The organism is Pseudomonadota bacterium (genome assembly GCA_039196715.1).
GTDB lineage: Bacteria > Pseudomonadota > Gammaproteobacteria > CALCKW01 > CALCKW01 > CALCKW01.
In genome coordinates this window covers 1-26,726 of the sequence record JBCCUP010000064.1, presented here as the reverse complement: position 1 = coordinate 26,726, position 26,726 = coordinate 1, and the positions used below count along the sequence as shown (strand labels likewise).

Sequence of the window (26,726 nt, the reverse complement as noted above, 5' to 3'; positions counted from 1 at the left end):
GTGCTGAAGGACCCGATCGTGAATTTCACCCCCAATGCGTTGGCGTGCGTGTTGTGCGGCGCGTTGTTCTGGGTGGTGTCGCAGTACACGGACGCCCACATTGATTTGAATCAGCGCGTGTTCAGCGAGCCGCTGTACGCCACGGCCGCCGCGGTCTGTGGCGTGTACCTGGTGTTGTCTATCGCGACGCTGCTCGCCCGGGTGTCCGTCGCGAGGTCGGTGCTGGTGCGCCTTGGCCAGGCGTCGCTGTTTATCTTGATGTTTCACCTGCCGTTGATCGAGCTCGGCGAGTCGCTGCTCTTCCGTGTTGTGACGGACCGCGCGTACGCGGGTGGGGTCTACATCGTGGCGTTTCTGTTTGGCGTTCTATGTCCTGTGTTGCTCAAAACCCTCGTCGAGCACAGTCGATGGCTGTCGCTGGCCTTGTTGCCCGCCGGCGCGCACAAGACGGCCGTCGAACGGGGCGCCATGCAGAAGCCCCTGTAAGCCGAACCCGACGCGCTGGCCGGCACGGTCTGTCAGCCGTTCTCTGGGCGGGATGCCGGGCTGGCAAGTCACCCGATCCGACCCCGCTCGGCGGGGTCGGCGGTGCAGTCCTGCGGGTGGACCAGTCAGGTGATCTCCTGCACGTCCATCACCAGTTGGTTCCAATTGCGCTGGTTCTCGATGTCGTGCTCGAGCTCTTGCTCGTCTGCGATGCGGAAGCGTTTCAACGCCGGCGTCGTGCTGGTCGCTTGGTAGAGCCAGTAGGCCTCGGCCTTCAGCGCGTCTTCAATCGGTTTGTCGATCGATTCGTACACCATTTGCTTGCAGGCGTTGATCGATTCGGCGGGAAACCGCGCGATGCGCTGCGCCAGCGCGTCAACATAGGCGCCGATTTCATCGGGGTCCAGCGCCTTGTTGACGGTGCCGAGGGCCTCGGCCTCGTCGGCGTCGAAGTCACGGGCGCTGAGGATGATCTCGAGCGCACGGCCCAGGCCGGTCTGCCGCGCCATGCGTGAGGCACCGCCGCCGCACGGCAGGATGCCCATGCCGACTTCCATCTGCATGAATTTGAACTTGCCGCGTGCGGCGAAGCGCATGTCGAGTGCCAGCGCCAACTCATGGCCCCCGCCGCGCGCAAAGCCCTCGAGCTTGGCGATGGTCGCCTGCGGGACGCGGCTGATGCGCTCGCAAACGGCTTGCAAATCGAGCAGCTGCGCGTCTTCCCGAGATACGGCGGTGTCGGACATGTCTTTCAGGAGTTCCGTGTCGTAGTGGCAGACCCAGATCTCCGGATTGGCCGACTGAAACACGACGACCTTGGTTTCGCGGTCGCGCTCGAGGCGCATCGCGAGGCTGTTGAGGTCGGCGAGCATCTCCTGGCCTTGCACGTTGACCGAGCCGAAGTTGAAGGTCACGGTGAGGATGCCGTCGTGTTGTTCTGTGGTGAAGGTGCTGAATCCAGCGTATTTCATGGTGTCGTACCCAGTGTGGTTGAGGTGGTGTCGGGCCCGGATGAGGGCCCGCTGGTGGTCGAAGGCGCGTGTTGCAGGGGTCGTGCGCCCGATCTAGTGGTCCGCGAGCGTCCGGATCACCTGCTCGATGGCGGCGATCACGGCGGCGTTGCGGCCGCCGTCGAGCGCATCGGGGTGCGGGTCTGCGAACTGCCCGCGGTCGTTGTCGAAGTAGCGGCCCGCGGCGTGGGCAAAGTCCGCGCTGAGCGCGGCGCGTGCCAGCACCTGCGCGCCGATCGCGAGGTCGTGCCCGGGCAGGCCGTAGGCGTCCTTGACCATCTTGCTGGCGAGGAACGACCCCGGGTTCACGGCGATCACCGACGGTCCGTCGCGCACGAGGGCGTTGGCGAGCTCGAACGACCACATGGTCAGCGCGAGCTTGCTCTGGGCGTAGGCGTCGCCCGCAGCGAGATGGCGCTTGCCGAGCAGGGCGTCGAGGTCGACCGGGGCCTGGGCTGCAGAAGAGAGGTTGATGACGCGGCTGCCGACGGGCAGGGCGTCGGCCAGTCGGTGGGTCAGCACGTAGGGGGCGACGGTGTTGACAATGAAGCGGGCATCGAAGCCCTCGGGGGTGATCGGGTCGGCCAGGGTGAAGACGCCGGCGTTGTTGATCAGCACATCGAGCGAACCGACGTCGGCCGCGACGGCCTTGGCGAGCTGCACGGTGTCGGCGTACCGGGTGAGGTCGGCGCGGTGGGTCCGCACGACACCGGCGCCCGGCACGCGCCGCAGGGCCTCGGCCACAGCCGACAGTTTGTCGGCATTGCGGCCGTGCAACACCAGGGTGTGGCCGTCGGCGGCGAGGTGCTCGGCAGTGGCGCGGCCGATGCCGTCGGTGGCACCGGTGATCAGGAGGGTTTTGCTCATGGGGTCAGTCCGGGGTGTGGAAGGCCGGCAGCAGCTCGCTCGCGAGTGTCTGCAGGGTGTCGTCGATGGGCGCGCGGTTGAATCGCAGGTTGAGCGCGACGTGGTTGACGCCGATCGCCCGGCGGCTCTCGAGCAACGCCTTCAAGCCGTTCAGGCCGGCGTGTACGCCGAGGTGGATCGGTCGCAGGGGGGCGTCCACGTGCCGGTCGAGGTCGATGTAGAGCGGCTCCATGACCGGCTTCGGCGGCTGGTCGGCTGCGGCCGTGCGGCCGCGGTAGTCGTCGATCAACGCGGCCTGAGACGCCGGTGACCGCGGGTAGGTCATCCAGCCGTCGCCGTGCTGTGCGATCCAGTCCGGCGCTTGCTGGCTGGAACCGGTGATCAGGATCGGCAGACGCTTACCGACGGGTTTTGGCAACAGATCCAGCTCGGCCGTGACCGAGCCGTAGGCATTGCTCAAGCTCTGGTTGCGCCCTCCAACGGCGCGCAGGTACGCGTAGGCCTCGCGAAAGCGGGCGCCGCGCGCGTCGAAGGGCACCCCGAGGGCGGGGTACTCCTCGGGGCGGTCGCCCGAGGCCACGCCGAGGATCAGGCGTCCACCCGAGAGCACGTCGGCGGTGGCTGCGGCCTTGGCGAGGTGCGCCGGGTGGCGCAACGGCAGGATGGCACTGGCAACGCCGAGGGCGATGTCTCGGGTGTGCGCGGCCAGGTAACCGAGGTAGGTGAAGGGGTCGAAGCCCTGGCCGGCGTCGCCGAAGGACGGGACGTTGAACGGCACGTCACGCAGCCAGACCGCCGCGAAGCCCAGCGCCTCGGCCAGTTGCACGCGCTCGAGGTGGTCGGTGAGCGTCGGCACGGCCGACGTCGGGTACGCCTCGAGCGGCACCACGAGGCCGACGGTCATCGCTCCACTGCGGAAAGTCGCGTTGTAGCCGCGGTTGATCGTGTCGAAGGCCAGGGGTTCCGCGGCCGCTTGCAGCGCGCTCACGGTGCGGCAAACCGCAGCAGCGTGCGGCTCTCGATGCTCTTGCGCGGTACCGTTGCCTCGGCGTCGCCCGGCAGGTCGAGCGCGCTGTGGGCGAGCTGGGGCCGCCCCCGGCTGTCGTAGATGTTGAACACCACCGCCTCGTCCGGTGCCATGGCCGAGCGGTAGAACCAGCGGTGGCGCGGGTTGCGCGCGAGCCCGAGGATCTGACCGTGTCGGTCGGGGTAGATCAGGCCGATGTCCATCCAGTCGTCGGCGTCGACGGACCTCGGCTCGATGAAGCCGAGCGGCGACGACCGGATCACGTGCTCGACCGGGCGCCAGACGTTGACGAAGGCAAAACCGGCGGTGTGGTAGTCGGGCGCGCCGTCGCCGACCAGGTCGATGAGGCGCTGCTCGGCACCGGCGCGGTTGTAGTCGTTGTGCACGTTGCGCGCGGGGCGGCGGAGCGCGGTCGGGTCGTCGATGCGCACCGTGTGGTCGAACACAGTGACCGCTTCGGCGCCGGTCACCCGCGTCAGCAGGCTGACGAGTTCGGCGTCGTAGGTTGCCTGCCACGTATCCGTGCCATCAAACGCGGCGACCGCGGTCGCCTCGGTCAGAAACGCAATCCCGTCGGTGTCGAAGCGCAGCGTGTCGCCGTCCTCGCGCTGGTCCCGGACCTGTACCTCGGCGCGGTCGAGTTCCGGTGACACCAGTGTGCCTTCGACGCCGTCGACATCGAAGGCAAAGGCCTGGGGCTCGGCCTTCTTGACGTGGTAGTTCACGTGGGCGGTGATCGGCATGTCGGGTCTCCGTTGGCGACCGAACGGGTCGGGTGTCAGTCGGTGCGAGAGAGCCTATGGCGCTTGAAAAGCAGAATAAATAACCAATATTCCAAATCAGTTTTTAGAAAATCACTATAATCAGGCATGGACACCGACGCCCTCCGCCTCTTTGTCATGGCGGCCACCACGCTCAACATCAGCGCTGCCGGGCGCCAGCTCGGCCTCGCGCCGGCCGTCGCTGGGGCGCGGCTGTCGAAACTCGAACGTCAGGTGGGCGCCGATCTGTTGCACCGCTCGACCCGCAGCGTCGCCCTGTCGCTCGAGGGGGCGGCGCTTCTGCCCTATGCGCGCGATATCCTCGCCAAGGAGGACGCCGCCCTCGCGGCGCTCGGGCACGGCAACCCGGAGGTCACCGGCACGCTGCGCTTCGCCGCGCCGAGCACCTTTGCCCAGCGCCACGTGGCGCCACGCCTGCCCGACTTTCTCGCGCGCTACCCCGGCATCAACCTCGAACTCAAGCTGTCCGACACGCAGACCAACCTGATCGAGGGTGGCTTCGACCTGGCGTTGCGGAATGTCGCGATCGCCGACAGCACGCTGATCGGGCGGAAGCTCGCCGACGACAAACGCGTGTTGTGCGCGTCGCCGGCCTACGTGGCCGCACACGGCCTGCCGGCGTCACCCGAGGATCTGGCGGCGCACCAGCTGCTGGTGTTCATGGACGCCAAGCCACGCCGGCTCACCGCCGCGGGCGCGCGCGAGTGCACCTTTCCGCCGCCCGGCGGGCGGCACCGGGTGGTGTGCGACGACGGCGCCAGCATGCGGATCGCCACCGAGGCCGGGGTGGGCATTGCCATGGGCTCGCTTTGGAGCGTCCACGCCGACCTGCAGGCCGACACGCTGGTGCGGGTGCTGCCCGAGTACGAGGTTGACGACGGTTCGGCGCTCTGGCTGGTCTACCCGAAATCCAATGTCCTGACGGCCAAGGTCCGCGTGTTCATCGACTTCCTGATCGAAACCGTTGGCCGCCCGCCCGCGTGGGAATCGGTGTGACCCCACAGCTGGCCAAGGCGAGCCAGCGATGTAGTTACATCAGATTCAGCGGGCGAGCACCGGTGCCAGAAAGGGCGCCGTCGCCGAGCGTTTCCGCTTGGCGAGGGTTGCCGGTGTGCCGCTGGCGACGAGTTTGCCGCCGGCGGCGCCGCCTTCGGGCCCGAGCTCGATCAGGTGGTCGCACTCGGCCAGCAGGTCGAGATTGTGCTCGATCACGACCACGCTGTTGCCTTGCGCCACCAGGCGGTGCAGCACGGTGATCAGTTTCTCGACATCGGCCATGTGCAGGCCGACGGTGGGTTCGTCGAGCAGGTAGAGGCTGTGCGGTACCCTGGCGACACGTCCGCCGCGCGCCGGGCCCGGTTTCGAGCGCGCCAGCTCGGTCACGAGTTTCAGCCGCTGGGCCTCGCCGCCCGACAGTGTCGGGCTGTGCTGGCCGAGTGCGAGGTAGCCGAGCCCGACGTCCTGCATGAGCTTGAGCGGGTAGTGGATGCTCGCCTGGGCGTCGAAGAAGCCAACCGCTTCGTCCACCGACATGGCAAGCACGTCACCGATGCTCTTGCCGCGCCAGTGCACGCTGAGCGTGTCGCGGTCGAAGCGCGCGCCGTGGCAGCTCTCGCACAGCAGTTTGACGTCGGGCAGGAAGTTCATTTCGACCCGGGTCATGCCCTGGCCTTCACAGAGGTGGCAGCGGCCCTCACCGGTGTTGAACGAGAAACGGCTGGCGGCGTAGCCGCGCAGGTTGGCCTCGTTGGTGGCGGCGAACAGCTTCCTGATGCCGTCCCAGACGCCGACGTAGGTGGCCGGGCAGGACCGCGGGGTCTTGCCGATGGGGGTCTGATCCACCTCGAGCACGCGGTCGATGTGCTCCCAGCCGGCGATAGCGCGGCAGCCAGTCCAGCGGGGCTTGGGGTCGCGCTTGGTTTTTCGTGAGAGCCGCGCGTCGAGGTTGTCGCCGATCACGTCGCGCACCAGCGTGCTCTTGCCCGAGCCAGACACGCCACAGACGCCGACCAACACACCAAGTGGCAGGGCAAGCGCGTCAATGCGGAGGTTGTTTCGGCTGACGTCGGACACCGTGAGGGTGCTACCGACCACCGGCGACGTGCCGGTGTCGCGTGGCATCGGGTGGCTCAAGGGTGCCGACAGGCAACGCCCGGTCAGTGAGCGCGGGGTCCCGGCGAGCTGCGCGAGGCTGCCGGTGGCCACGAGCTCGCCGCCGCGCTTGCCGGCGCCGGGGCCGATGTCGATCAGGTGGTCCGCGGCGCGCATGGTGTCCTCGTCGTGTTCGACGACGACCACGGTGTTGCCGCGGTCGCGCAGCGTGCCGAGGGTCTCGAGCAGCACGGCGTTGTCGCGCGGGTGCAACCCGATGGTGGGCTCGTCTAGCACGTAACAGACACCGCGGAGGTTCGAGCCGAGTTGCGCTGCCAGGCGGATGCGCTGCGACTCACCGCCGGAGAGCGTGGGTGCGGCGCGGTCGAGCGTGAGGTACCCGAGCCCGAGCCGGTGCAGGAGGGCGAGGCGGTGGTCGATCTCGGCCAGGATGTCCTCGGCCACGGTGGCGTCGCGGCCGCGCAGGCGCAGCGCCGCAAGCTGTTTGCGCGCGCGGTCGATGCTGAGCGCGGCGAGGTCGGCCAGGGTGTGTTGCTTGACCCGCACCGCGAGCGCGGTCGGGTTGAGCCGCGCGCCGCCGCAGCTCGGGCACGGGTCGGTGGTGCTGACGTGGCGCCAGGCGGCGCCCTCGTCGGCGTCGTCGTCGCGGATTTCCAGCAACTCGAGGCCGGTGCCGACGCAGTCCGTGCACCAGCCGTGGCGCGAGTTGTAGGAAAACAGCCGGGGGTCCAGATCGGCGAAACTGCGCTGGCAAGACGGGCACGCGCGCTCGGTGGAGTAGAGCGTCTCGCGCGTGCCGACCCGCACCCGAACGCTGCCGTTGCCGAAGCCGGTGGCGCGCTCGATCGCGTCGTCGAGGCGCTGCTGGTCTGCTGCGTCCACGCGCAGCGTGGCGACGGGCAGGTCGATGTCGTGCTCCTTGAACCGGTCGAGCCGCGGCCAGTTGTCGGTGGGCACGGCCTCGCCGTCGACGCGCAAGGTCTCGAAGCCGCGCCCGTTTGCCCACTGCGCCAGGTCGGTGTAGTAGCCCTTGCGCGCGACCACGAGCGGCGCGAACAGGGTCACGTGCTTGCCGCGGTGGCGTTTGAGGATCTGCGCGCTGATCGCGGCGACCGACTGTGACGCGATCGGGATGTCGCAATCCGGGCAGTGCTGCGTGCCAACGCGCACGAACAGCAGGCGCAGGAAATGGTGAATCTCGGTGGTGGTACCGACCGTGGATTTCTGGCCGCCGCGGCTGGTGCGCTGCTCGATGGCGACGGTCGGCGGGATGCCGTCGATCAAGTCGACGTCGGGCACCGGCGGCGGCTGCACGAACTGGCGGGCGTAGGCGTTCAGCGACTCGAGGTAGCGGCGCTGGCCCTCGGCGAACAGGATGTCGAAGGCAAGGGTGCTCTTGCCCGAGCCCGACACCCCGGTGACCACGGACAGCTTGCCGTGCGGGATGCTCAGCGAGAGGTCCTTGAGATTGTGCTCGCGGGCGCGGTGGATGCTGACGGTGTCGTGGTGGGCGTAGCGCGAAGCGGCCTCGCGCACGGCCTTGGCCGACACGACCTCGGGGTCGAAGTCGCCCGCCAGCGCACGCCCGGTCGGGCTGTGGGCGCAGGCCTCGAGGTCGGTCTGCGTGCCGACCGCCAGAATCTCCCCGCCGGCGGCACCGCCCTCGGGGCCGAGCTCGACGAGGTGGTCCGCCGCTCGGATCACGTCGAGGTTGTGCTCGATCAACACCAGCGTGTGACCGGCGTCCTGCAAGGATCGCAGCGCACCGAGCAACTTCGCAATGTCATCGAAATGCAAGCCCGTTGTCGGTTCATCGAGCAGAAACAGCGTGGTGCCCTGAGTGGATTTCTTGGCCGAGCCGAGGTGCGCGGCAAGCTTCAGGCGCTGCGCCTCCCCGGCTGAGAGGCTCGGCACGGGTTGGCCGAGTGTGACGTAATCGAGGCCCACGTCGATCAGCGGTTGCAGCGCGCGCAGCGCTTTCGGGTCGTCGGCGAAGTGCGCAACCGCGTCGGCCGCGGTCAGCGTCAGCACCTCGGCCAGCGACCGCGTGCCGCCGTCGGCCCCGAGGTCCTTGATGTCGAGCAACTCGTCGCGGAAGCGGTGACCCTGGCAGGCCGGGCAGCGGATGTACACGTCCGCGAGGAACTGCATCTCGACGTGCTCGAAGCCGGTGCCGCCGCAGGACGGGCAACGCAACCCCGTGTTGAAACTGAAACTGCCCGCGGTGTAGCCGCGCTCCTTCGCCAGCGGGTGGGCGGCGAAGCGCTTGCGGATCGCGTCAAAGGCGCCGACGTAGCTCGCGGGGTTCGATCGCGCGCTCTTGCCGATCGGTGACTGGTCCACCAGCACGAGCTCGCCGAGGGCTTCGTGGCCTTCGATGCGGTCGTGTGCGCCGGGCAATTCGATCGGCTCGCCGCGCAGGCGCTTGAGCCCACGGTACAGCACATCGTGCAGCAGCGTGCTCTTGCCGGAGCCCGATACGCCACTGATCACGCTGAGGTGGCCGAGCGGCAGGTGCAGGTCGACGCCCTTGAGGTTGTGCGCACGGGCGTCGAAGACGCTGAGCCAGGCGGTGTCGGCCCCCGGCCGCCGTGGCGGCGTGTGGCTGACGGCGGCGCGGCCGGCGAGGTAGTCGCCGGTGCGCGATCCGCGTTTGCGGGCGAGCGCGGCCGGGCTGCCGTTGAACACGATCTCGCCACCCCGTGTGCCGGGGCCCGGGCCCATGTCGATGATGCGGTCGGCGGCCAGCATCAGTTGCGGGTCGTGTTCGACCACCACGAGCGAATTGCCGGCGTCGCGCAAGCGCTGCAGGATCGCGGCGACCCGGGCGAGATCGCGCGGGTGCAGGCCGATGCTCGGTTCGTCGAGCACGAACAGCGTGCTGACCAACGAGGTGCCAAGGGCCGTGGTGAGGTTGATGCGCTGCACTTCGCCCCCCGACAGCGTGCGCGACTGGCGATCGAGGGTCAGGTAGCCGACGCCCACCTCGACCAGGTAGTCGAGGCGTGCGCGGATGTCGGTGAGCAGCTGGGCGCTGGCCGTTTCCTGGGCGGGCGACAGCACGAGCGCGTTCATGCAGTCCCGCAGGTCGCTGATCGGCAGGCGCACGAGGTCGGCCAGGTGCAAGCCGGGCAGGCGAGCGTGGTCGCAGCGGTGCCCGGGCACCGGGTGGCGCGGCAAGCCGTCGTCCTCGGCCGTGCGTTGCCCGACGCGCCAGGCCAGCGCCTCGGGCACGAGGCGGGTGCCGTCGCAGGTGGTGCACGGCGCGTAACTTCGGTAGCGCGACAACAACACGCGCACGTGCATCTTGTAGCTGCGGCCCTCCATCCACGCCCAGAAGCGCTTCACGCCGTACCAGCGGTTGGTGTCGAAATCGTCCTCGCCGTTGATCACCCAGGCCTGCGTGTCGTCGTCGAGGTCGTGCCAGGGCGCGTCGAGGTCGATGCCCTTGCGCTTGCCGTAGCGCACGAGGTCGCGTTGGCAGATCGCGTTGGTGTCGCTCTGGAACGGCTTGATCGCGCCGCCCCGCAGGCTTTTCGAGGTGTCCGGGATGACGAGGTCGTAGTCGATGCCCATGACGCGCCCGAAGCCACGGCAGTCGGGGCAGGCGCCAACCGGCGAGTTGAACGAAAACAGCGCTTGGCTCGGCTCGCGGTAGGCGATGTCGCATCGGCTGCAGTGGCGTCGGTCGCTGAACGCGGTGTGCGACACCGGTGCACCGTCCGCGTCCAACATGACCACCGCGTAGTCACCGCGGCCGCGCACCGCGGCGGCCTCGAGTGCCTCGCCGAGCCGATCGCGGTTTGTGCCCGAGAGCCGCACCCGGTCCTGCACCACCGAGAGCCCGTCGGCACCGAGGTCGAGGGTGCGCTCGTAGCCCTGCGCCCGCAGGTGCGCGCGCACTTCGTCTTCGCTGAAGTTGTCGGGCACAGTGACCTGGAACACGACCGCGACGCGCGTACCGGCTTCCCCGGTGGCGAGCAGCCGGTCCGCAACCTCCGTGGGGGCGTCGGGTTTGACCGGCTCGCCGCACTGCATGCAATGCAAGTCCGCGGCACGCGCGAACAGCAGTTTGAAGTGGTCGTTGAGCTCGGTCATGGTGCCAACCGTCGAGCGCGAGGTGCGCACCGGGTTGGTCTGGTCGATCGCGATGGCCGGCGGGATGCCCTCGATGCTGCTGACCCGTGGCCGGTCCATGCGGTCGAGAAACTGCCGCGCGTAGGGCGAGAAGGTTTCGACGTAGCGCCGTTGACCCTCGGCATAGAGCGTGTCGAAGGCGAGCGAGCTCTTGCCGGACCCCGACACCCCGGTGATCACCGCGAATTCGCCGAGCGGCAGGTCGAGGTCGAGGTGTTTGAGGTTGTTGTGGTGCGCGCCGCGCACGGACATCACGGCGCGGCGGGGTTTCGAGCGGGGCATGCGGGCGCGAGGCGAGTGGCGAGACCTGATTGTACCGCCAGAGCGTCAACGGATCGTGAAGGTGGGGGCGTTGCCTTCTCCGGCGCGTGGCGGTCAGGCGGGCCGCGGGGGCAGCACGGCGTAGGTGCTGGTGCCGTGCGCAATCGGGCGGCCGGCGTTCCGGCGGTTGTCGCCGTCGAGGGTCACCGTCACCTCACCGAAGACGAGTTGCCGGCCGGCCTTGAGCACGCGGCCGGTGGCGAGCAGGTCGCCGTTGCCCGCGGCGCGCATGAAGCTCGTGGACTGCGACACGGTCGTGACGTCCGCGACGCGGCCGAGCGCGGCGAAGCAGACGAACACCATGCAGGTGTCGATCAGCGTCATGCTTGCCTGCCCGCAGACGATGCCGCCGATGCGCCGGATGCCCTCGTGCTGCGGCAGGCGCAGCACCGCGCCGTCGGCGTCGATGTGCTCGACCCGCAGGTTCAGGTCCTGCACCCACTCGGCGAACAGCTCGCCGAGCAGGCGGTTGGCGTCGTCAACGGTGGGTCGGTTCGTGTCGCTCATGCGCGGTCCGACGGTGAGGGTCCGCGTGCAGTGTACCCAAGCGTGCCGCCCCGGTTGTAGCCCGCGCCGCACGGCTGGTGTACAACGCGGTGATCTGGCTGAACCGCGGAACACCACCATGAACCTGCACACCCTGCTGTGTCGCCGGGCGGACGACGACAACCCCGTGCGTGTGGGCGTGATTGGGGCGGGCAAGTTTGCCTCGATGTTCTTCGCCCAAGCGGTGCGCACCCCCGGCTTGCACATCGTCGCGGTGTCCGACCTGAAACCGGCCGCGGCGCGGGCTGCGCTGCGGCGGGTTGGCTGGCGCGCCGAGCACACCCGCGCGCGCTCGGCAGCGGCCGCGTGGCGCGCGCGGCGCACCTGGGTCAGCGACGACACCGCCGCACTGATTGCGAGTGACGCAGTCGAGGTGGTGGTCGACGCCACCGGCGATGCGGTTGCCGGCGCCCGGCACGCGCTCGCGGCGTTCGCCCACGGCAAGCACACCGTCATGGTCAACGTCGAGGCTGACGCGCTCGTGGGGCCGGCGCTCGCCGCGCAGGCGCGCTCGGCGGGGGTGGTCTACTCGCTCGCCTACGGCGACCAGCCCGCGTTGATCGCCGAGCAGGTCGACTGGGCCCGTGCGGCGGGCTTCGAGGTGGTCGCGGCGGGCAAGGGCACGAAATACCTGCCGCACTACCACCGTGTCACGCCGGACGACGTCTGGACGCACTACGGCCTCTCGGCGGACGACGCGCGGCGCGGCGGGATGAACCCGACGATGTTCAATTCCTTCCTCGACGGCAGCAAGTCCGCGATCGAGATGGCAGCGGTCGCCAACGCCTGCAGCCTCGCGGCACCGGCCTCGGGTCTGGCCTTTCCGCCGTGCGGTGTCGATGACCTGGCCGACGTGTTGAAACCGCGTGCGGACGGCGGGCAGCTGGACGCGCGCGGGCAGGTCGAGGTGGTGTCCTCGCTCGAACGCGATGGCCGTCCGGTTCACCGCGACCTGCGCTGGGGGGTGTACGTTACGTTCGCGGCCGACACCGACTACGTGCGGCGGTGTTTCCGCGAGTACGGCCTGCTGACCGACGCCAGCGGCAACTACGCGGCCATGTACAAGCCCACCCACCTGATTGGCCTGGAGCTCAGCATCTCGGTGGCCTCGGCCGCGCTGCGCGGCGAGCCCACCGGCACAGCGCAAGGGTGGCACGCAGATGTGGTCGCGGTCGCCAAACGCGACCTGTCGGCCGGCGAGCACCTGGACGGTGAAGGCGGCTACTGCGTGTACGGCACACTTCAGCCGGCGGCCCGCTCGAAACGCCAGCGGGCGCTGCCGCTCGGCCTTGCCGACGGCGCCAGGCTGACCCGAGACGTGGCGGCGGGCACGACCCTGCGGTTGCGAGACGTTGCGCTGCGCGTCGACGAGGCCGTGCTGCAGTTGCGCGCCGCGCTGAAGCCGGCGGCCGGCACCTGACGGCGGTGGCAGTCAGGTCGGGCTGTCGATACAGCGTGCGTGGCAGCGCACTTCGGCCACCGCCTGCCCGCGTGCGTCGGTGACGCTCACGTCGTAGACGCGGGTGCGGCCCGCCGACGAGCGGGTTGTGGCCGTGGTGTGCAGCACCGCACCGACCGGCGCCGGCTGCATGAACTGGATCGCGCTGTGTTGGGTTACCGCCGACTCGCCGCCGGCGTTGGCGGCGATCCCGCAGGCAGCGTCGGCGAGGCTGAACAGCACGCCGCCGTGGCAGGTGCCGTGGCAGGTGCCGTGGCGCTGCACGATCGTGTCACGAACGGTGTATTCGATCACCACGTGGCCGGCGCGCCCCTCGACCAGCTTCGCGTCGAGCAGTTGCATGAGATGGTCGTCGTCGAACGGCGCTTGCACGGTGTCGGTGATGGCCATGCCCGCGACGCCGTCAGAGCTCGAGCGACGCGGCCGCGGCGTCGATGCAGCGTGCGACCGTGTCGGTGTCGCCGTGTTCGTGCGCGAGCAGCAGCACCAGCTTGGCGAGAAAACGCTCGCTGTGTACGGGCCCGACGGCGTCGATGCGGGTGGCCAGCTGCGCGTAGACCTGCTCGAGTTGTTCGGGTGTCATACAGGCGCCTCCGGGCGGTCGATCAGGGTGTCGAAGCAGGCGGCGATCCGGGCGGGTGTCGCCTCACGCCACCGGGCAGCCACGTGCAGGTCGGGTCGGATCAGGTAGGCCGCGTGGCCGGTGAGCCCATAGCGGGCGCGCACGGCAGCGTCGTCGACCACCACGCAGTGCAGCGTGTCGTGCCAATGGCGACACCGCAGCACGGCGTCGGCCAGTGCCGCATCGGCACAGAGCACCGTGAAGCCGGGGCCCAGTCGGTCGGACAGGAAACCGGCGTCGAGCGCAACGTCGACGAGATGTGCGCCGGCACCGGGGCCGGTATCGAAGCGCGGGTCGTCGGGACCCACGGCGGGGCTGTCGCGGTAGGTGTAGGCGGTCATCTGCCGTGGGTTGGCGAGTTCGCCAGCGAACGGGTGAGTCAGCGCGAGGGACAGCGCGGCGTCGCGCATCAGGGTCCAGCCGTGCGTCTGTGGTGTCATGAAGCGCGCACTCTTCGAAGCGTTCGCAAACACATCAAGGGTGGCCCCCCCGGCGTTCGGGCGTGTAGCTCTCGAGCAGGCCCGGTCCGGCGCGGCCGGTCAGCACCCAGCCGAGTTTCCAGCCGATGTTGGCGGCGTCGGCGAGGCCGTTGTTGAGCCCGCGCACGCCGAAGATCGGCACGATGTGGGCGCTGTCGCCGACAAAGAACACGCGGCCGTCGCGGTAGTCGTCGAGGGCCAGTGTGTTGGCGGTGTACACGCTCCACCACTCGAGCGCCCAGTCGCCGTCGAAGCCGATGTCGGCCAGGACCGCGGCGACGCTCTCGCGCACGGTCTCCTCGGCGATCGCGGCCTCGGTCGACTCGTGATCGCGCAGTTGGTAGTCGATTCGCCAGAGGTTGTCCGGCTGCTTGTGGATCAACACGGTGCCACCGCGACGGCAGTCGGGGTCGAACAGGGCACGCCGGATGGTCGGGTAGTCGTGCGCCATCTGCACGTCGGCGATCACGTAACGCCCCTCGAAGTTCTCGCCCTGCAAACGCAGGCCACGCATCGCACGGCACGGGCTGCGCGCGCCGTCGCAGGCGAGCACCCAGTCTGCCTCGAGCGGGTAGCTGCCGTGCGGATCGTCGACCGAGACGCGGACGCCGTTCGGGGTGTCGTCCAGCGCCGTGACGGTGCTCTGCCACCGGCTGTCGATCAGCGGGTGCGCCGCCACGGCGTCCCAGAGGTAGGCCTCGATGTACTGTTGCTGCAGGTTGTACATCGGCCGGTACTTCTCGTCCGGGCTGTCCGGCATCCGGAACTCGAGGATCTGTTGGCCTCGGTAGAAGCTGCGTCCGGTCGTCCACCCCAGGGCCTTGTCGAGAAACGGGCCGACCGCACCGATCCGTTCGAGCAGGTAGTAGCTCGGCCGCGCCACGCAGATCGCCCGGCTGCCGTCGTTGAAGGTGGCCTTGTTGTCGAACAGCACGCTGCGGACGCCTTGCCGGGCGAGCGCCAGGGCTGCTGTCAGGCCGATTGGCCCGGCGCCGACGATCGCCACCGGCGTGTGCGTGACCGTGTTGCGCGCGGTGTGCTCGGGCGCGTCGAAGTGCGGGTAGTCAAAGTAGAGCGAGTCGGTCTCGCCGCGACCTGCTGGTCTCACCGGGTGGGCCTCGCGGTGGTCTGGAGCCAGGTGCTGTCGGTCGGCCGTTGATCGATCGCCGTCAGCGTCGCCCGAGCTTGCCACAGGAACCGGGCGTGCGTCGTCTCCCGTGGCGCGGCGCGGCGCGGGGCGGTTACGCGGTCGCGAGACCGGGCACGCTCAGAGGATTTTCTTGCCGAGTGCGCTCAGCACGTAGCCGACGACCCGTTCAGCCACTGCGGGGGTGTGATCTGCGGTCAGGCCGGACACGGTGATATGCCGCAGCAAGCCGGTGTCGGCGAGCCGCTCCAGCAACAGTGACAGCTCGCGGAAACGCAGGCCCTGCTCGAGCGGGTCCGCGACCAGGCCACCGCCGACCGAGGTGTGCAGTACCAGGGCGATGCCCTCGGTGGACTGGCTCACCCGCCGGAGCGCGCGGCGGGCACACTCGCGTACGCCCAGCAGGTCGATGTGTTCCATCGTCAACGCGTACACATTGCGGGCGCGGATGTCCTCGGCTTCCGCGTCGCTCGCACGCTGGAGGCCGAACAACACGGTGGTGTCGGGCGCGAAGGCGCTGAGGTCGCCCGCCTGGGCGTCGACACACAACACGCCGAGCTCCAGGTCGTCCAGCGCCGGCTCGGCGCCGCGGTCGCTCACCAGGTGCACGGGGATGTCGGTCGGGGTGGCGGCACCGCCGACGCACAGCGACAAGCCAAGCTTGGTCAGTTCGGCTTCAACCTGCACGAGATCGACGCCGGCCAGCGTCGCGGGCTCGGCCGCGATGCGCACCTGGGTCGGCCGCGCGCGCTGGATGGCGCGACCACACAGCAGCTTGTCCACGTAGGGCGAGAGCATGGCCTGCAGCAGCGCACCGTAGTCCAGCCGGAAGCGCAACAGGTCGCCGACCGCGAGGTCGCGCGTGCGATCAAGGTCGAGCACCAGGTGGTCACTGCTGGCAGTGAGGATCTCCACAGCGGGGTTCAGCGGTGTCAGGCCGTCGGGGCGGATGTCGACGCGACCGAGGTTCACGAGCCCGCGCAAGCGGTGGCCGCGGTCCTCGAAGGCGGGCAGTTGGCCAAACGCGTCGAGGCCGATCGTGCCCTCGGGCATCGAGTCCTTGGTCTGGATCTCGACGAGTTCGGCTTCGAGTTCGAAGGTGTCGGCGCGCAAGCCGGGCAAGGTGCTGCCGTCGATCGGGTTTTCGCCGAGCAGGATGCTTGCGCCGATGCGCAACTGGTTGATGCGCGATGGCGGTGTTTCGCGAGCCAACAACGGCAGGTTGGCCGAGTTGCCGCCCGACACTGTGTCGAGTCGCCGGCCGAGCCGGTGCTCGATACGCTCGGTCACGGCGACCAGGGCGTTCAGTTTGGTGCTGTCGGGCAACACGCCACTGACACACATGAAGTTGACGCCGACGCCGGACAAGTGCAAGCCTGGCAGGGACTCGGCCAGCTCCGACAGCGCGACCAGCGCGTCTGCGTCCCGGCCCTCGCGGCGATCGCCGACCTCGAGCATCAGGGTCACCTGGTGCACCGTGCCGAGCTCGGTGGCGGCGCGGTTCAGGGCCTGCAACGTGTCGGCCTCGGTGTTCAGGCTGGCGTCGAAGGCCTGCACGATGTCGTGCGCCTCGCTCGGCGCCGGCAGGCGCAGCATCGTCAGTGGTGCGAGGATGCCGCCCTGACGCAGCCGTCGGGCGTTGTCGATCCGCGATTCGCCAAGGCTGCTCACACCGCCACGCAGCATCGCGCGGGCAACCGCGGGCATGCCGCCGCTGGCCTTGGTCACGCCCATAACCGCGATGCCCACCGCCTCGGCTTGCATCACGACCGTGCGGGCGTTTGCGGTCAGCGCGTCGAGTGCAATGCGGAGAGTGCGTGCCATGCGTGCTTAGCAGGCTGCCAAAAAACGGTGCGAGAAGACCAAGTGCGAGGCGCGAGCAGCGGAACGCCGCCCGGCCAGTCCGGCGCCCCGGCAGAGGCCGAGACATATCACTGGTCCGGCACACCGGCGGATAGGCGAGGTCCGAGCAGCCGGTGCGCCGGAGCGACAGCAACGAAGCAATCGGGGTTCGCAGTCGGTTTTCAGCATCCTGTTAGCCGCGCTTCGCCGCCAGCATGCAGAACAGCTCGAGCAGCACCGACGCGCCAAACAGGGCTGTGGTTTCGCTCGGGTCGTACGGCGGGGCGACCTCGACCAGGTCGAAGCCGACCAGGTTGAGGTTGCCGAGGGCGCGGAGCGTGTCGAACACCTCGCCCGGGGTCAGGCCGTCGACGACCGGTGTGCCGGTACCCGGCGCGAAGGCGGGGTCGACGCCATCGATGTCGAAGCTCAGGTAGGTCGGCCGGTCGCCAACGACGCGTTCGATTTCGCGCACCAGGGCGGCCGGGCCGTGCTCGCGCACCCACGGCCGGTAGAGCACGGTCATCGGATCGTCGTGGGGGTAGTGGGTGCGAATACCGACCTGCACGCTGGCGGTCGCATCGATCAGGCCCTCCCTGAGCGCGTGGTGCACGAACGTCCCGTGGTCGATCGCGTCGTTGGCCTGGGTGTCACGGTGTGCGTCGAACTGCACGTAAGCCAGCTGACCGTGCACGCGCGCGTGCGCGCGCAACAGCGGCAGGGTTGTCAGGTGATCGCCGCCGATGCCCACCACGCCACATCCGCTCGAGAGGATGGCGTGGGCCGTCTGTTCCGTTTGCGCAACCATATCCGCGACCTGGCCACGGCGAAAATGCACGTCGCCGTAGTCGACCACCGCGAGGCGGTCGAAGGGGTCGAAGCCCCACGGCCAGACTTCGCCCCAACTCAGCTGCGAACTCGCGCGCCGCACGGCTTCGGGCCCGAGCCGCGCACCCGGTCGACCCGAGGTCGACATGTCGGCCGGGATGCCGAGTACGGCAAAGTCGACGCCCTCGAGCTCGCGCGAGAGCCGCCGGCGCATGAAACTGCGGGTGCCGGAATAGGGCATCTCCGTCTCGGTGCCGTAGAGCGAGGTGTGGTCGAAGGCCTGGTCGCCAGGTCGGTGTCGGCCCATGGTTGCAATACCTCAGCGTGACGCGAAACGGTGGGGGGCAAAGCGCTCGGGGCCGATGTCCAGCGCAAGCAGGTCGGCGTCGGCGGGTTCGCCGAGCGCCGCGGCTCGGCCGACCCGCGCGAGCGCGGAGGACGTCTGAATGCCGTAGCCGCCCTGGCCGGCGTACCAGAAGAACCCCGGGTGGCCAGTGTCGTAGCCGACCACCGGCAGGCGGTCGGGCGCAAAGGTGCGCAGGCCCGCCCAGCTGTGTGCCACACGCGTGATCTCGAGTGTCGTGCACTGGGCGACGTGGTCGGCGGCAATCGCGATGTCCATTTCCTCGGGCCAGGCGTCGTGGGGGTCGACCGGCGTTTCGTCAGCCGGGCTGACAAACAACTGGCCGGCGTCGGGTTTGAAGTAGAAATCTTCATCCACCTCGTTGACCTCCGGCACCGTGCTGAGGTCGTGGCCGTCCACCGGCAGGTTGATCGCGGTCCGGCGCAAGGGCTGCAGGTTCAGGGTGGGCACACCACAGAGCGCCGCGACGGTGTCGGCCCAGGCGCCGGCCGCGTTGACCACGACGCGAGCGCGCAGCTCGGTCTCGCCCGCGCCGAGCGTCCAGGTGCCGTTGGCGAAGTGCGCGCGATCCAGCGCCCAGTTCAGCTCGGTGGTGGCACCGGCGCCGCGGGCCTGCCGGCGGTAGCCCTGCAACAGGCTTTCCACCTCGATGTCCCAGCAGTCGGGGTCGAACAGCGCCCCGGCAAGCCAACTCGGGTCGAGAAACGGCACGCGTTCCAGTGCGTCGGTCGGGCTCAGTCGCTCGAGCGGCGAGGCCCCTGGCGGTGCGGTGTGCGCCTCCTCGGCGGCGGTGTCGTCGAGGCGAGTGGCCTTGTCGTGGTGGGCGATCACCAGGTTGCCGCGCCGGTGCAACAACGGTGTGGCGCTGAAACCGTCTGGCGGTTGCAGCATGAAATCCTGGCTCGCGGTGGTGAGCCGACCGACGATGTCACCGTGGAAACGGCGGGTGAACTCGGCGGCCGAACGCCCGGTGGCATGGTAGCCCCAGGCGGATTCGCGTTCGAGCACGGCCACCGACCGGTCCGGCGCCAGCGTGGCCGCGAGCGACGTGCCGGCGATGCCACCGCCGACGATGGCGAAGTCGTAGATCATGGGACGTTTGGGCGGTGTGCTGCCGCCTGTCAGGGGTTCTGCCGGAGTATATGCCTTCGGCGCAACCTGGACTGGGTTGCCGGCGGGGGCAGTGACGCTGCCGTCCGCACCGTCTAGGTGGGACCCGCAAGGGGCCGCTGGCCAGGTGCGGCCGGCCAGGTGCGGCCGGCCAGGCGCGGCCGGCTAGGCGCCGCAGGCGTCGTCGGGCAGGTCGGGGCGGAACTGCGCGTCCGTTGGCCAGGGGTTGGCGCGGTAGGTGCCGGTGATCAGCGAGCCGGTCTGCGACAGCGCGAGGCGCACGCGGCCCGCAGCGCCGAAGGGCTCGGCCTTGACGTCGACGATGACGCGGCCGAAGCCGGCGACGTTGTTCGTCACCCACATGCACTGCACCACATCGGTCTCGTAGTCGGCAGCCGCTTGACGTCCGAGGTCGCTGACCCCGCCCGCTTGAGAGGGCCAGCGGCCGTGCAGGATGTGGAATTCCGTCTGGCCGGTCTTGACGCCATCAGCGGGCCGGACAATCTCGGCCACCTGCGCGCTGCGCACGTCGTCGCGGTAGGGCGGCGCTGCAATCGAGGCGATGATGCCGATGATCGCGATCACGATCAGCAGTTCGATCAGGCTAAACCCCGGTTGAGTCTGCTCATGCGCCGGTCCTTGTTCGTCCTGAGCGGCCAGCGGCCGGGGCGGTTATCGACTTGGTGTTGCCGTGATGAACACGACAAGGCAGCGCGTTCCGGCGGGACGCCCGGCGTCAGATGGCACACCCGACGACAGTGCTCCGCCGCTCGTACTGGTTGACGTCGCGCCAGACGCCTGCGAGTGTGCCGAGGCGCTCACGGCGGCCCACGAGTCGAAAGCCGCAGCCCAGGTGCAGCGCGATGCTGCCGGTGTTCTCGGGGAAAATGCCGGCCTGCAGTGTCCAGATGCCGGCCGCCTCGCTGCGCTCGATGAGGTCGCTCAGCAGCCAGCGACCGAGCCCTTGACCGCGAGCGGCCTCGGCGACGTAGACACTGACCTCGGCGACACCGGCGTAGGCGCAGCGGTCCGAAGTCGCGACCGCCCCGGCCCAGGCCTGGGGTGTGCCCCCGGCGTCCAGCGCCACCCGGCACAGGCCGTCGAGGAACTTGGCCCGCCAGGCTGCCTCGGAAGGCAGGTCGGTTTCGAAGGTGGCGTGGCCGGTGGCGATGCCCTCGGCGTAGACGCGCGACACGGCGTCCCAGTGCGTGTCGCGGTAGTCACTCAGCGAAAAACCGTGCATCGCGTGGCACCCGTCGGTTGGCGAGTGGCCACGCTAGCAAACCCCGGCGTTCGCGCGAAAGCGCCTTGCCCGCATTCGGTATTACACTGTGCGCTCTCGCGCTCTGGAGGTTGCAATGACCGACCCTTCCACTGTCACGGCGGCGATGATCGTGATTGGCGACGAAGTGCTCTCGGGGCGCACCGCCGACGTCAACATCAACGCCGTGGCGACGGCGTGCACCGAGCACGGTATTGCGCTGGTGGAAGCGCGGATCGTCGCCGACGATGAAGATGCCATCGTCGAGGCGGTGAACACCCTTCGCGCGCGGGTCGACTACGTGTTCACCAGCGGCGGCATCGGCCCGACCCACGACGACATCACCGCCGACAGCGTGGCCAAAGCCTTCGGCGTCGGTTTGCGCGAACACCCGACGGCCATCCAGTTGCTGCTTGACCACTACAAAGACCCAGCCCAGCTGACACCGGCCCGCCGACGCATGGCGCGGGTACCGGAGGGCGGTGAGCTGATCTACAACGCTGTCACCAAGGCACCCGGCTTTCGGGTGGACAACGTCTACGTGATGGCGGGTGTCCCGACGATCATGCGCTCGATGCTGAAAGCGATCTTCCCGACCTTGCGCGGTGGCGAGGTGGTGCAGAGCTGCACCGTGCGGGTCGAGCGCGGCGAAAGCAGCGTCGCCGATGCGCTCGCGGCGGTCCAGGCCGCCCACCCGGACGTTGCCATTGGTAGCTACCCGTTCACCGAGAACGGCGTGTTCGGGACCCACCTCGTGGCGCGCTCGGCCGACCTCGGACGCCTGGCCCAGGTGCAGACAGCCTTGCAGCAGCTTGCCGATGGGGCGTGAACCGCGCGCGGACAAGGTGTGCGCACACTGCGGTCGCACCTTCAGTTGGCGCAAGAAGTGGGCGGCCGATTGGGCGTCGGTGCGCTATTGCTCGGCCCGGTGCCGCCGCAGCCCGCGAGACGACACCGACAGCGCACTCGAACGTGCGATCGTGGACTTGCTTGGCCAACGCGCCCGCGGCGCGACCGTCTGCCCGAGCGAAGCGGCCCGTGCGGTGTTTGCCGCCGACGCCTGGCGCGCGCAGATGGAACGGACGCGCCAGGCGGGGCGCCGCCTGGTCGCCACAGGTGAGCTGGAGTGGTTGCAGCGTGGCCGCGTGGTCGACCCCGACACCGCCCGCGGCCCGGTGCGTTTCCGTTTACGTCGCTGAGTGGCGCCAGCGGTGCGCCGCACAGAGCCTGTCCGCTGAGGTGACGGCGTGAACGACCATGCGAAAGGCGTGCTGTTGACCACGGTGGGCGTGCTGTTGGTCGTGCCCGATTCGCTTTTCGTCCGCCTGATTCAGGCCGATCCGCTGGTGGTGGCCTTCTGGCGGGGCCTGATCGCCGGTGCGGGCGTGCTGGCGTTTGTGTGGGTCACGCAGGGTGTCGGCCTGCTTCACGCGCTCCGGCAGACGGGCTGGGCGGGCTGGGTGTACGCCGTTCTCATCGGCACCACGACACCGGCCTTCGTGCTCGCGGTTGAAAACACCAGTGTCGCGAACGTGGTCTTCATCTTCGCGTCGATGCCGGTGTTTGCCGCCGCGTTCAGTCGCGTGTTTCTCGGGGAGCCGGTCTCGACGCGCATGGTCTTGACCATGGTGGCGGTGATTTCGGGTCTGGCCGTCATTGCCTACGGCTCACGCTCGAGCACGCTCGCGTCCTGGCGCGGTGACGTCTGGGCGCTCTACGTGTCGGCGGCCTTTGCCGCGGCCCTGACCGTGGCGCGCCAGGCGCGCGCCACCTCGCTTGTGCCAACCTTGCCATTCGCCTACCTCGGCGCGGCCCTGCTGCTCGGGCTTGTGGTCTCGCCGGTGTCGGCGTGGCGGGGCCAGTGGCACTGGATCCTCGCACACGGTGCCTGCATCGGTGCGGCGTCGTGCCTGCTGGCGCTCGGCCCGCGGTACATCAGCTCGGCCGAGGTCGCGTTGCTGGTGCTGCTCGAATCGGTGCTTGCACCGGTGCTGGTCTGGTGGGTCATCGGCGAGGACCCGGGGCCGCTTGCGCTGGTGGGTGGCGCGATCGTGGTCGGCGCTCTGCTGGTGTCGAACGGGGTCCACCTGCTCGAGTTGCGACGGCAACGTCGGACCGAGCGTCTCAACGACCACGCCGACTGAGCGTCGACGGGCTACCACATGAGGTCGTCTGGGATCTCGTAGGCCGCGTAGGGGTCGTCTTCATCGGTCGGCGTGGCCTCCTCGCCGCGGTGCCAGCACACCACCAGCTCGGGCAGCCGGCTCTGCACCTTCTCGGCCGCCACGGCGGGAATCAACGCGTAGCCCGACGCCGCCGTGGCAATGGCGAGTCGGCCAGTGGCGATGTGGCGGCTGTGCTCGGCGTCCACCTGAAGGGTCTTGACCACGCCGTCGACGGTGAAGTTGAAGGCCGTGTCGCCCGCGCTGACCGCGACAGTGGCGTGTTCGACGATGTTGCGCGCCTGCGCTGCGGTCTCGTTGGCCGCACGCTCGGCGTCACGCGCCTGGTTGAGCGCGCGATCCCGCTCGGCCTTCGCTTCGGCCGCCTCGCGTGCTGCGCGTTGCGTGTCGCTCTCGTGTGGCGCCTTGCCGGCGCGCTTGGCGTGTTCGGCCACCTTGTTGGCCTTTCGTGCCTTGGCGGCCTTGTGCTTGGTCGTCAGTCCGGCCTTGAGCAATTGGTCCTGTAGCGATTTGCCCATGTGCGTGTCCTGTTGGCGGTTCAGTTGACTATCTCGGTGACGATCTCCGTGTGCACCGAGTTGGCAATGAAGCACAGGCCGTGCGCGCGGTGGTGCAGCGACGCGATCGTCTCCGGCGCCGGTGGCGCCGGTGGCGCCGCGTAGCGGGCGTCAGGGCGCAGGGTGACCGTCGTGACCGCAATCTTACCGTCTTTGTTTTTCCGCATCACGCCGTCCGCGGCGTCGCGGTATGCGGTGACCTCGATGCCGGCGCTGGCCGCCTCGGAGAGGAAGAACAGCATGTGGCAGCTCGACAACGCCGCCACGAAAGCCTCTTCGGGGTCGACGCTGCCGACGTCGCACCACGGCGGCGGCACGATACTCGGCGAGGGCGACGCTGGCACGACCAGACCGCCGTCGAAGTGCCACCGGTGGCCGCGGCTGTAGTGTTTGCCGCAGAAATCGGCGTCTGGCGCGAGTGTCCACTCGATGGTTGCACTGTACCGGGCCATGCGATCAGCCCGCCTCGGCCGGCAGGGGGCGGCTCGGGACAAAACAGTAACCGTCCGGGCCGAGCAGGTAAGCTTCGCGCAGGCCGTGCGGTTTGTCGGTGCTGCTGTCCAGCACGGCGTGATCGTGCAGCCGTGCGGCCGCTTCGGCGGCGTCGGGGTCGACGTTGTAAAGCCGAATCTCGAGGCCGCTGCCGCGGGCCTCCATGCCGCGCACGGCGGCACTGAAGGGGTGATCGTCATAGGTGTGGTCGGCGTGCACGATCAGGGTGCCGCCGCTCACCGTGACCACGGCAAAGTCCACGTCTTCGTAGACCACCCTGCCCGCGAGCACGGCGCGGAGGAAGGTGGTCATGGCGGCGACGTCGGTGGTCAGCAGGTTGTGGCCGAGCCCGCTGAGCTGCCGGCCGAACGCGTCGGCGGGCATCCAGGGGGTGCCAGTACGCTTCATCATGGCCTCAGCTCCCGATGTCCAGTTGGTAGGTGTTCCACTGTGTCTTGTGGGCGATCCGGTCGTACACGGCGCGCGCGCGGTAGTTGTCGTCGGCGGTGATCCAGCGGACAGACGGCCAGTCGCGTGCACGCGCCTGGTGCTCGAGGTCGGTGAACAGCGCGTCGACCGCACCTGAGCCACGCGCGGCAGGGTCGACGAACAGGTCGTCCAGGAAGCCGATCTCCCGGCCCCGGAGCGGCGACGTCATCGCGCGAAAGTGCATCAGGCCGACGGCTGTGCCGCCGCAGTCCCGGGCAAGGCGACACCAGAGCGGCTGTGCGGGGTCGTGTATCCATGTCCAGACCGTTTCGAGCGTCGAGTCGGTCATGGGCACTGCATAGAACGCGGCGTAGCCGCGGTAGAGCGCCTCCCACGCACCGCGGTCGTCGGCGTGCGCGTCAGTGACAGTGATGGTCATGCGGTCCTCACTCGGGTGTGGCAAACGCCGGCGGTGCAATGCCGGCGGGCAGGTCGTCGGCGTCGATCGGTGCTGCGGCCGCTGTGACCAGTGGAATCACCCCGGCCCAGATCGGCAAGGCGACATCCGCCGCGTCGTCGACCGGGCCGCCAGTGCGCACCTTGGCCGAGGCCTCGTCGAGTGCAATCCGGATCAATGTCGTCGCCTTGATCTCCTTCGCCAAGTGTGGTCGAAAATGCCCGCGGCTGCCCGGGATCAGGTGCTCGGTAAAGGCGTCGAGCAGCGCGACCTTGTCGGTGTCGCACACCTTTTCCCCGACACCGAAGACCACGGCGCTGCGGTAATTCATCGAGCAGTGCATGGCCGAGCGGGCCACCACCAGTGCGTCGAGCTCGCACACCGACACGCACACATCGCAACCTGACGCCATCGCCCTGAACAGCCGGCTGCTGTTGCTGCCGTGCAGGTAGAGCGCGTCGTCGATCCGCACGACGGCGGATGGGATTGAAATGGGCTTGCCGCCGTCAATCAACGCCACATGCCCGACCCGGCAGGCGTCCAGCACCGCGTACAGCGTCTCGCGGTCGTACGCGGCGCGTTTGGCACCCTGACGCACGCGGTGCCGTGCGCCCTTTGGTGGGGGAAGTGCAGTCATCGGGTCTGGACTCCTGACAGGCTCAGCGGCAGTATGGCGTTATATGGTCTGTTTGAAAGATCCATAAAATTTAATTTGAAGGAGCCATATATGACGGGTGATGCGCTCAGCCCGGAGGCGGTGGCCGTGCTGAAAGCGGGTTATGCGGGCCACTCTGGCGCGAAATCGCGGCGTTTGTACCTGGCGTTGTATGACTTGCTGGCGTCGGCGCAGCTCGCGGCGGACACGCAGCTCCCCGCGAGCCGTGTGCTCGCGCCGGTGCTCGGGGTCGGCCGCAACACGGTCACGGCGACCTACCAGCAGTTGGCCGACGAAGGTCTGCTCTACACCGCACAGCGGGGTGGCACGCGGGTGCGCGCCCAGACCGGTGCCGCGCCGGCCACCGGGGAGCGCCTCGGTCCGGAGACGGCGTGTGGCGGTCGCCTCTCGCGGCGCGCAACCGCCGACGCCGTGCGCGAACGCCCGCTCGCGCTCTGCCCCGGCGAACCGGACTCGACCCTGTTCCCGCGCCAGGCCTGGTCGCGTGCACTCGCCCGCGCGGGCCGCTCGGCCGACGCAAAGCTCGGTTACCGCTACGATGCGGGTGAGCCGACACTGCGCGAGGCGATCGCGCGCTACCTTGCAAGCTGGCGATCGCTGTCGGTCGACCCCGCCTGCGTTCTGATTACCGCGTCCACGCGACAGAGCCTCGCCATCGCCGCGGGCCTTTACGCCGACCCCGGCGACACGGCGTGGGTGGAGTCACCGGGCTACAGCGGCGCGAGCCAGGCCTGGCGTTTGCTCGGCCTGCAGCTGAAACCACTCGCGGTCGACGGCGAGGGTCTCGTCTGTCCGGCAGACCTCGCCGGTGCCAGGCTGCTCTACGCGACGCCGTGTTTCCAGTACCCCGCGGGGCACGGTCTCGCACCCGCGCGACGACGTGCCCTGCTGGCGCGCGCTGCCGATGCCGGGACGGTGGTTTTCGAGGACGACTACGACAGCGAATTTCGGGACGACAGTCAGCCTCGGCCGGCGCTGGCCAGTGCGGCGGCGTCGCAGGGTGCGACCGTGGTGCACGCCGGCACTTTCTCGAAACTCATGTTTCCCGCGGTCCGGCTCGGCTGGATGGTGCTGCCTGTGGGGCACGTGCCGGCCGCCATGGGCGTGATGCGCAGCCTCGGGGGGGGCCACAACGCGGTGCAACAGCGCGCCGTCGCATCGCTGCTCGATGACGGCACCGTCGCACGGCACCTGGTGCGGGCGCGCGCCGAGTACGGTCGTCGACGTCGCGCGTTGATCGACACGCTGGCCAACAGTCCGCTGCGGGTGCGCAACGGCAGTGGCGGCCTGAGTCTGGTGATCGACTTGCCTGCACCGGTCGACCGAGGCCGCCTGGTACGGGCGCTGCACGGGCACGGCCTCGGCGCGCATCCGCTCGAGGCGCTCGACCTCAACGCCGACAGTGCGTCGCCGTGTCGCGCGCTCGTGGTCGGCACCGGCAACCTCGCCGTCGCGGACACCGTGTGTGCCGCTGGGCGCTTGATCGACGCGTGGCAGGCGGTGCACCCGCTGGCCTAGTGGTGGCGTAGCGG

General features: G+C 69.2%; 27 protein-coding genes. 7 read left to right on the top strand and 20 right to left on the bottom strand.

Annotated features, from left to right (window positions below; translation table 11 throughout):
* The coding region (locus AAGA11_17810; protein MEM9604725.1) for a hypothetical protein at positions 1-486 on the top strand (486 nt) is incomplete at its 5' end.
* A gap of 125 nt (positions 487-611) precedes the next feature.
* On the opposite strand, the gene AAGA11_17805 is transcribed toward AAGA11_17810, so the two are convergent.
* From AAGA11_17805 to AAGA11_17790, 4 genes are all read right to left on the bottom strand, one after another.
* Positions 612-1,457, bottom strand: coding sequence for an enoyl-CoA hydratase/isomerase family protein (locus AAGA11_17805; protein MEM9604724.1), 846 nt, complete (start codon positions 1,455-1,457; stop codon positions 612-614).
* Positions 1,458-1,550: 93 nt separating this feature from the next.
* Positions 1,551-2,363 carry an SDR family NAD(P)-dependent oxidoreductase gene (locus AAGA11_17800; protein MEM9604723.1) on the bottom strand — a complete coding sequence of 271 codons (813 nt, stop codon included), beginning with the start codon at positions 2,361-2,363 and terminating at the stop codon, positions 1,551-1,553.
* A gap of 4 nt (positions 2,364-2,367) precedes the next feature.
* Complete coding sequence (locus tag AAGA11_17795; protein ID MEM9604722.1) at positions 2,368-3,351, bottom strand: LLM class oxidoreductase; 984 nt, start codon at positions 3,349-3,351, stop codon at positions 2,368-2,370.
* A complete protein-coding gene (locus AAGA11_17790) occupies positions 3,348-4,133 on the bottom strand; it encodes a CmcJ/NvfI family oxidoreductase (GenBank protein MEM9604721.1) in 786 nt (261 codons plus the stop codon). Before AAGA11_17790 ends, AAGA11_17795 begins: the two co-directional genes overlap by 4 nt.
* 126 nt (positions 4,134-4,259) lie before the next feature.
* On the opposite strand from AAGA11_17790, the gene AAGA11_17785 reads away from it, so the two are divergent.
* Positions 4,260-5,168: a LysR family transcriptional regulator gene (locus AAGA11_17785; protein MEM9604720.1), complete on the top strand. Its 909-nt coding sequence runs from the start codon at positions 4,260-4,262 to the stop codon at positions 5,166-5,168.
* Between the two features lie 45 nt (positions 5,169-5,213).
* On the opposite strand, the gene uvrA is transcribed toward AAGA11_17785, so the two are convergent.
* Together uvrA and AAGA11_17775 are read right to left on the bottom strand one after the other, a co-directional pair.
* Complete coding sequence (uvrA, locus tag AAGA11_17780; protein MEM9604719.1) at positions 5,214-10,703, bottom strand: excinuclease ABC subunit UvrA; 5,490 nt, start codon at positions 10,701-10,703, stop codon at positions 5,214-5,216.
* 93 nt (positions 10,704-10,796) lie between these two features.
* Positions 10,797-11,249, bottom strand: a complete 453-nt coding sequence (locus AAGA11_17775) for a PaaI family thioesterase (protein ID MEM9604718.1) — start codon at positions 11,247-11,249, stop codon at positions 10,797-10,799.
* Between the two features lie 118 nt (positions 11,250-11,367).
* Here AAGA11_17775 and AAGA11_17770 point away from each other — a divergent pair, with 118 nt between their 5' ends.
* Complete coding sequence (locus tag AAGA11_17770) at positions 11,368-12,708, top strand: SAF domain-containing protein (GenBank protein MEM9604717.1); 1,341 nt, start codon at positions 11,368-11,370, stop codon at positions 12,706-12,708.
* 12 nt (positions 12,709-12,720) lie between these two features.
* On the opposite strand, the gene AAGA11_17765 is transcribed toward AAGA11_17770, so the two are convergent.
* The 9 genes from AAGA11_17765 to AAGA11_17725 form a co-directional block, all read right to left on the bottom strand.
* Positions 12,721-13,137, bottom strand: coding sequence for a hotdog fold thioesterase (locus AAGA11_17765; protein ID MEM9604716.1), 417 nt, complete (start codon positions 13,135-13,137; stop codon positions 12,721-12,723).
* Positions 13,138-13,150: 13 nt separating this feature from the next.
* Positions 13,151-13,330: a DUF2783 domain-containing protein gene (locus tag AAGA11_17760; GenBank protein MEM9604715.1), complete on the bottom strand. Its 180-nt coding sequence runs from the start codon at positions 13,328-13,330 to the stop codon at positions 13,151-13,153.
* The gene (locus AAGA11_17755) at positions 13,327-13,809 is read right to left on the bottom strand and encodes a hypothetical protein (GenBank protein MEM9604714.1); all 483 of its coding nucleotides are present in this window, start codon (positions 13,807-13,809) and stop codon (positions 13,327-13,329) included. The genes AAGA11_17760 and AAGA11_17755 overlap by 4 nt, the downstream gene beginning before the upstream one ends.
* Before the next feature lie 34 nt (positions 13,810-13,843).
* Positions 13,844-14,956, bottom strand: coding sequence for an FAD-dependent monooxygenase (locus tag AAGA11_17750; GenBank protein MEM9604713.1), 1,113 nt, complete (start codon positions 14,954-14,956; stop codon positions 13,844-13,846).
* Positions 14,957-15,115: 159 nt separating this feature from the next.
* On the bottom strand, positions 15,116-16,819 hold the full coding sequence (locus AAGA11_17745) for an alanine racemase (GenBank protein MEM9604712.1): 1,704 nt from the start codon (positions 16,817-16,819) through the stop codon (positions 15,116-15,118).
* 211 nt (positions 16,820-17,030) lie between these two features.
* Positions 17,031-17,972, bottom strand: a complete 942-nt coding sequence (gene speB, locus AAGA11_17740; protein MEM9604711.1) for an agmatinase — start codon at positions 17,970-17,972, stop codon at positions 17,031-17,033.
* 12 nt (positions 17,973-17,984) lie between these two features.
* Complete coding sequence (locus AAGA11_17735; protein MEM9604710.1) at positions 17,985-19,121, bottom strand: FAD-binding oxidoreductase; 1,137 nt, start codon at positions 19,119-19,121, stop codon at positions 17,985-17,987.
* Positions 19,122-19,304: 183 nt separating this feature from the next.
* A complete protein-coding gene (locus tag AAGA11_17730) occupies positions 19,305-19,799 on the bottom strand; it encodes a pilin (protein ID MEM9604709.1) in 495 nt (164 codons plus the stop codon).
* Between the two features lie 76 nt (positions 19,800-19,875).
* On the bottom strand, positions 19,876-20,382 hold the full coding sequence (locus tag AAGA11_17725; protein MEM9604708.1) for an N-acetyltransferase family protein: 507 nt from the start codon (positions 20,380-20,382) through the stop codon (positions 19,876-19,878).
* A gap of 115 nt (positions 20,383-20,497) precedes the next feature.
* Between AAGA11_17725 and AAGA11_17720 the strand changes: the two genes are divergently transcribed.
* From AAGA11_17720 to AAGA11_17710, 3 genes are read left to right on the top strand one after another with little or no spacing between them, the layout of a single operon-like run.
* Positions 20,498-21,229 (top strand): molybdopterin-binding protein, encoded by a 732-nt coding sequence (locus tag AAGA11_17720; GenBank protein MEM9604707.1) that lies wholly within the window; start codon positions 20,498-20,500, stop codon positions 21,227-21,229.
* Positions 21,219-21,599, top strand: a complete 381-nt coding sequence (locus AAGA11_17715) for a DUF2256 and DUF3253 domain-containing protein (protein ID MEM9604706.1) — start codon at positions 21,219-21,221, stop codon at positions 21,597-21,599. The genes AAGA11_17720 and AAGA11_17715 overlap by 11 nt, the downstream gene beginning before the upstream one ends.
* 48 nt (positions 21,600-21,647) lie before the next feature.
* Positions 21,648-22,544 (top strand): DMT family transporter, encoded by an 897-nt coding sequence (locus tag AAGA11_17710; protein MEM9604705.1) that lies wholly within the window; start codon positions 21,648-21,650, stop codon positions 22,542-22,544.
* Between the two features lie 11 nt (positions 22,545-22,555).
* Here the strand turns inward: AAGA11_17710 and AAGA11_17705 are convergent, their stop codons facing one another.
* The 5 genes from AAGA11_17705 to AAGA11_17685 are packed head-to-tail and all read right to left on the bottom strand — an operon-like array spanning position 22,556 to position 25,155.
* Entirely contained in the window at positions 22,556-23,101 is a 546-nt protein-coding gene (locus AAGA11_17705; protein MEM9604704.1) for a DUF2058 domain-containing protein, read from the bottom strand.
* 20 nt (positions 23,102-23,121) lie between these two features.
* Positions 23,122-23,592 (bottom strand): OsmC family protein, encoded by a 471-nt coding sequence (locus AAGA11_17700; GenBank protein MEM9604703.1) that lies wholly within the window; start codon positions 23,590-23,592, stop codon positions 23,122-23,124.
* A 4-nt stretch (positions 23,593-23,596) separates the two neighbouring features.
* Positions 23,597-24,043, bottom strand: a complete 447-nt coding sequence (locus tag AAGA11_17695) for a hypothetical protein (protein MEM9604702.1) — start codon at positions 24,041-24,043, stop codon at positions 23,597-23,599.
* Positions 24,044-24,047: 4 nt separating this feature from the next.
* Positions 24,048-24,500: a GNAT family N-acetyltransferase gene (locus tag AAGA11_17690; protein MEM9604701.1), complete on the bottom strand. Its 453-nt coding sequence runs from the start codon at positions 24,498-24,500 to the stop codon at positions 24,048-24,050.
* 7 nt (positions 24,501-24,507) lie between these two features.
* Positions 24,508-25,155: a pyridoxamine 5'-phosphate oxidase family protein gene (locus tag AAGA11_17685; protein ID MEM9604700.1), complete on the bottom strand. Its 648-nt coding sequence runs from the start codon at positions 25,153-25,155 to the stop codon at positions 24,508-24,510.
* Positions 25,156-25,245: 90 nt separating this feature from the next.
* On the opposite strand from AAGA11_17685, the gene AAGA11_17680 reads away from it, so the two are divergent.
* Positions 25,246-26,712 (top strand): PLP-dependent aminotransferase family protein, encoded by a 1,467-nt coding sequence (locus AAGA11_17680; protein ID MEM9604699.1) that lies wholly within the window; start codon positions 25,246-25,248, stop codon positions 26,710-26,712.
* The last annotated feature ends 14 nt before the right edge of the window (positions 26,713-26,726 follow it).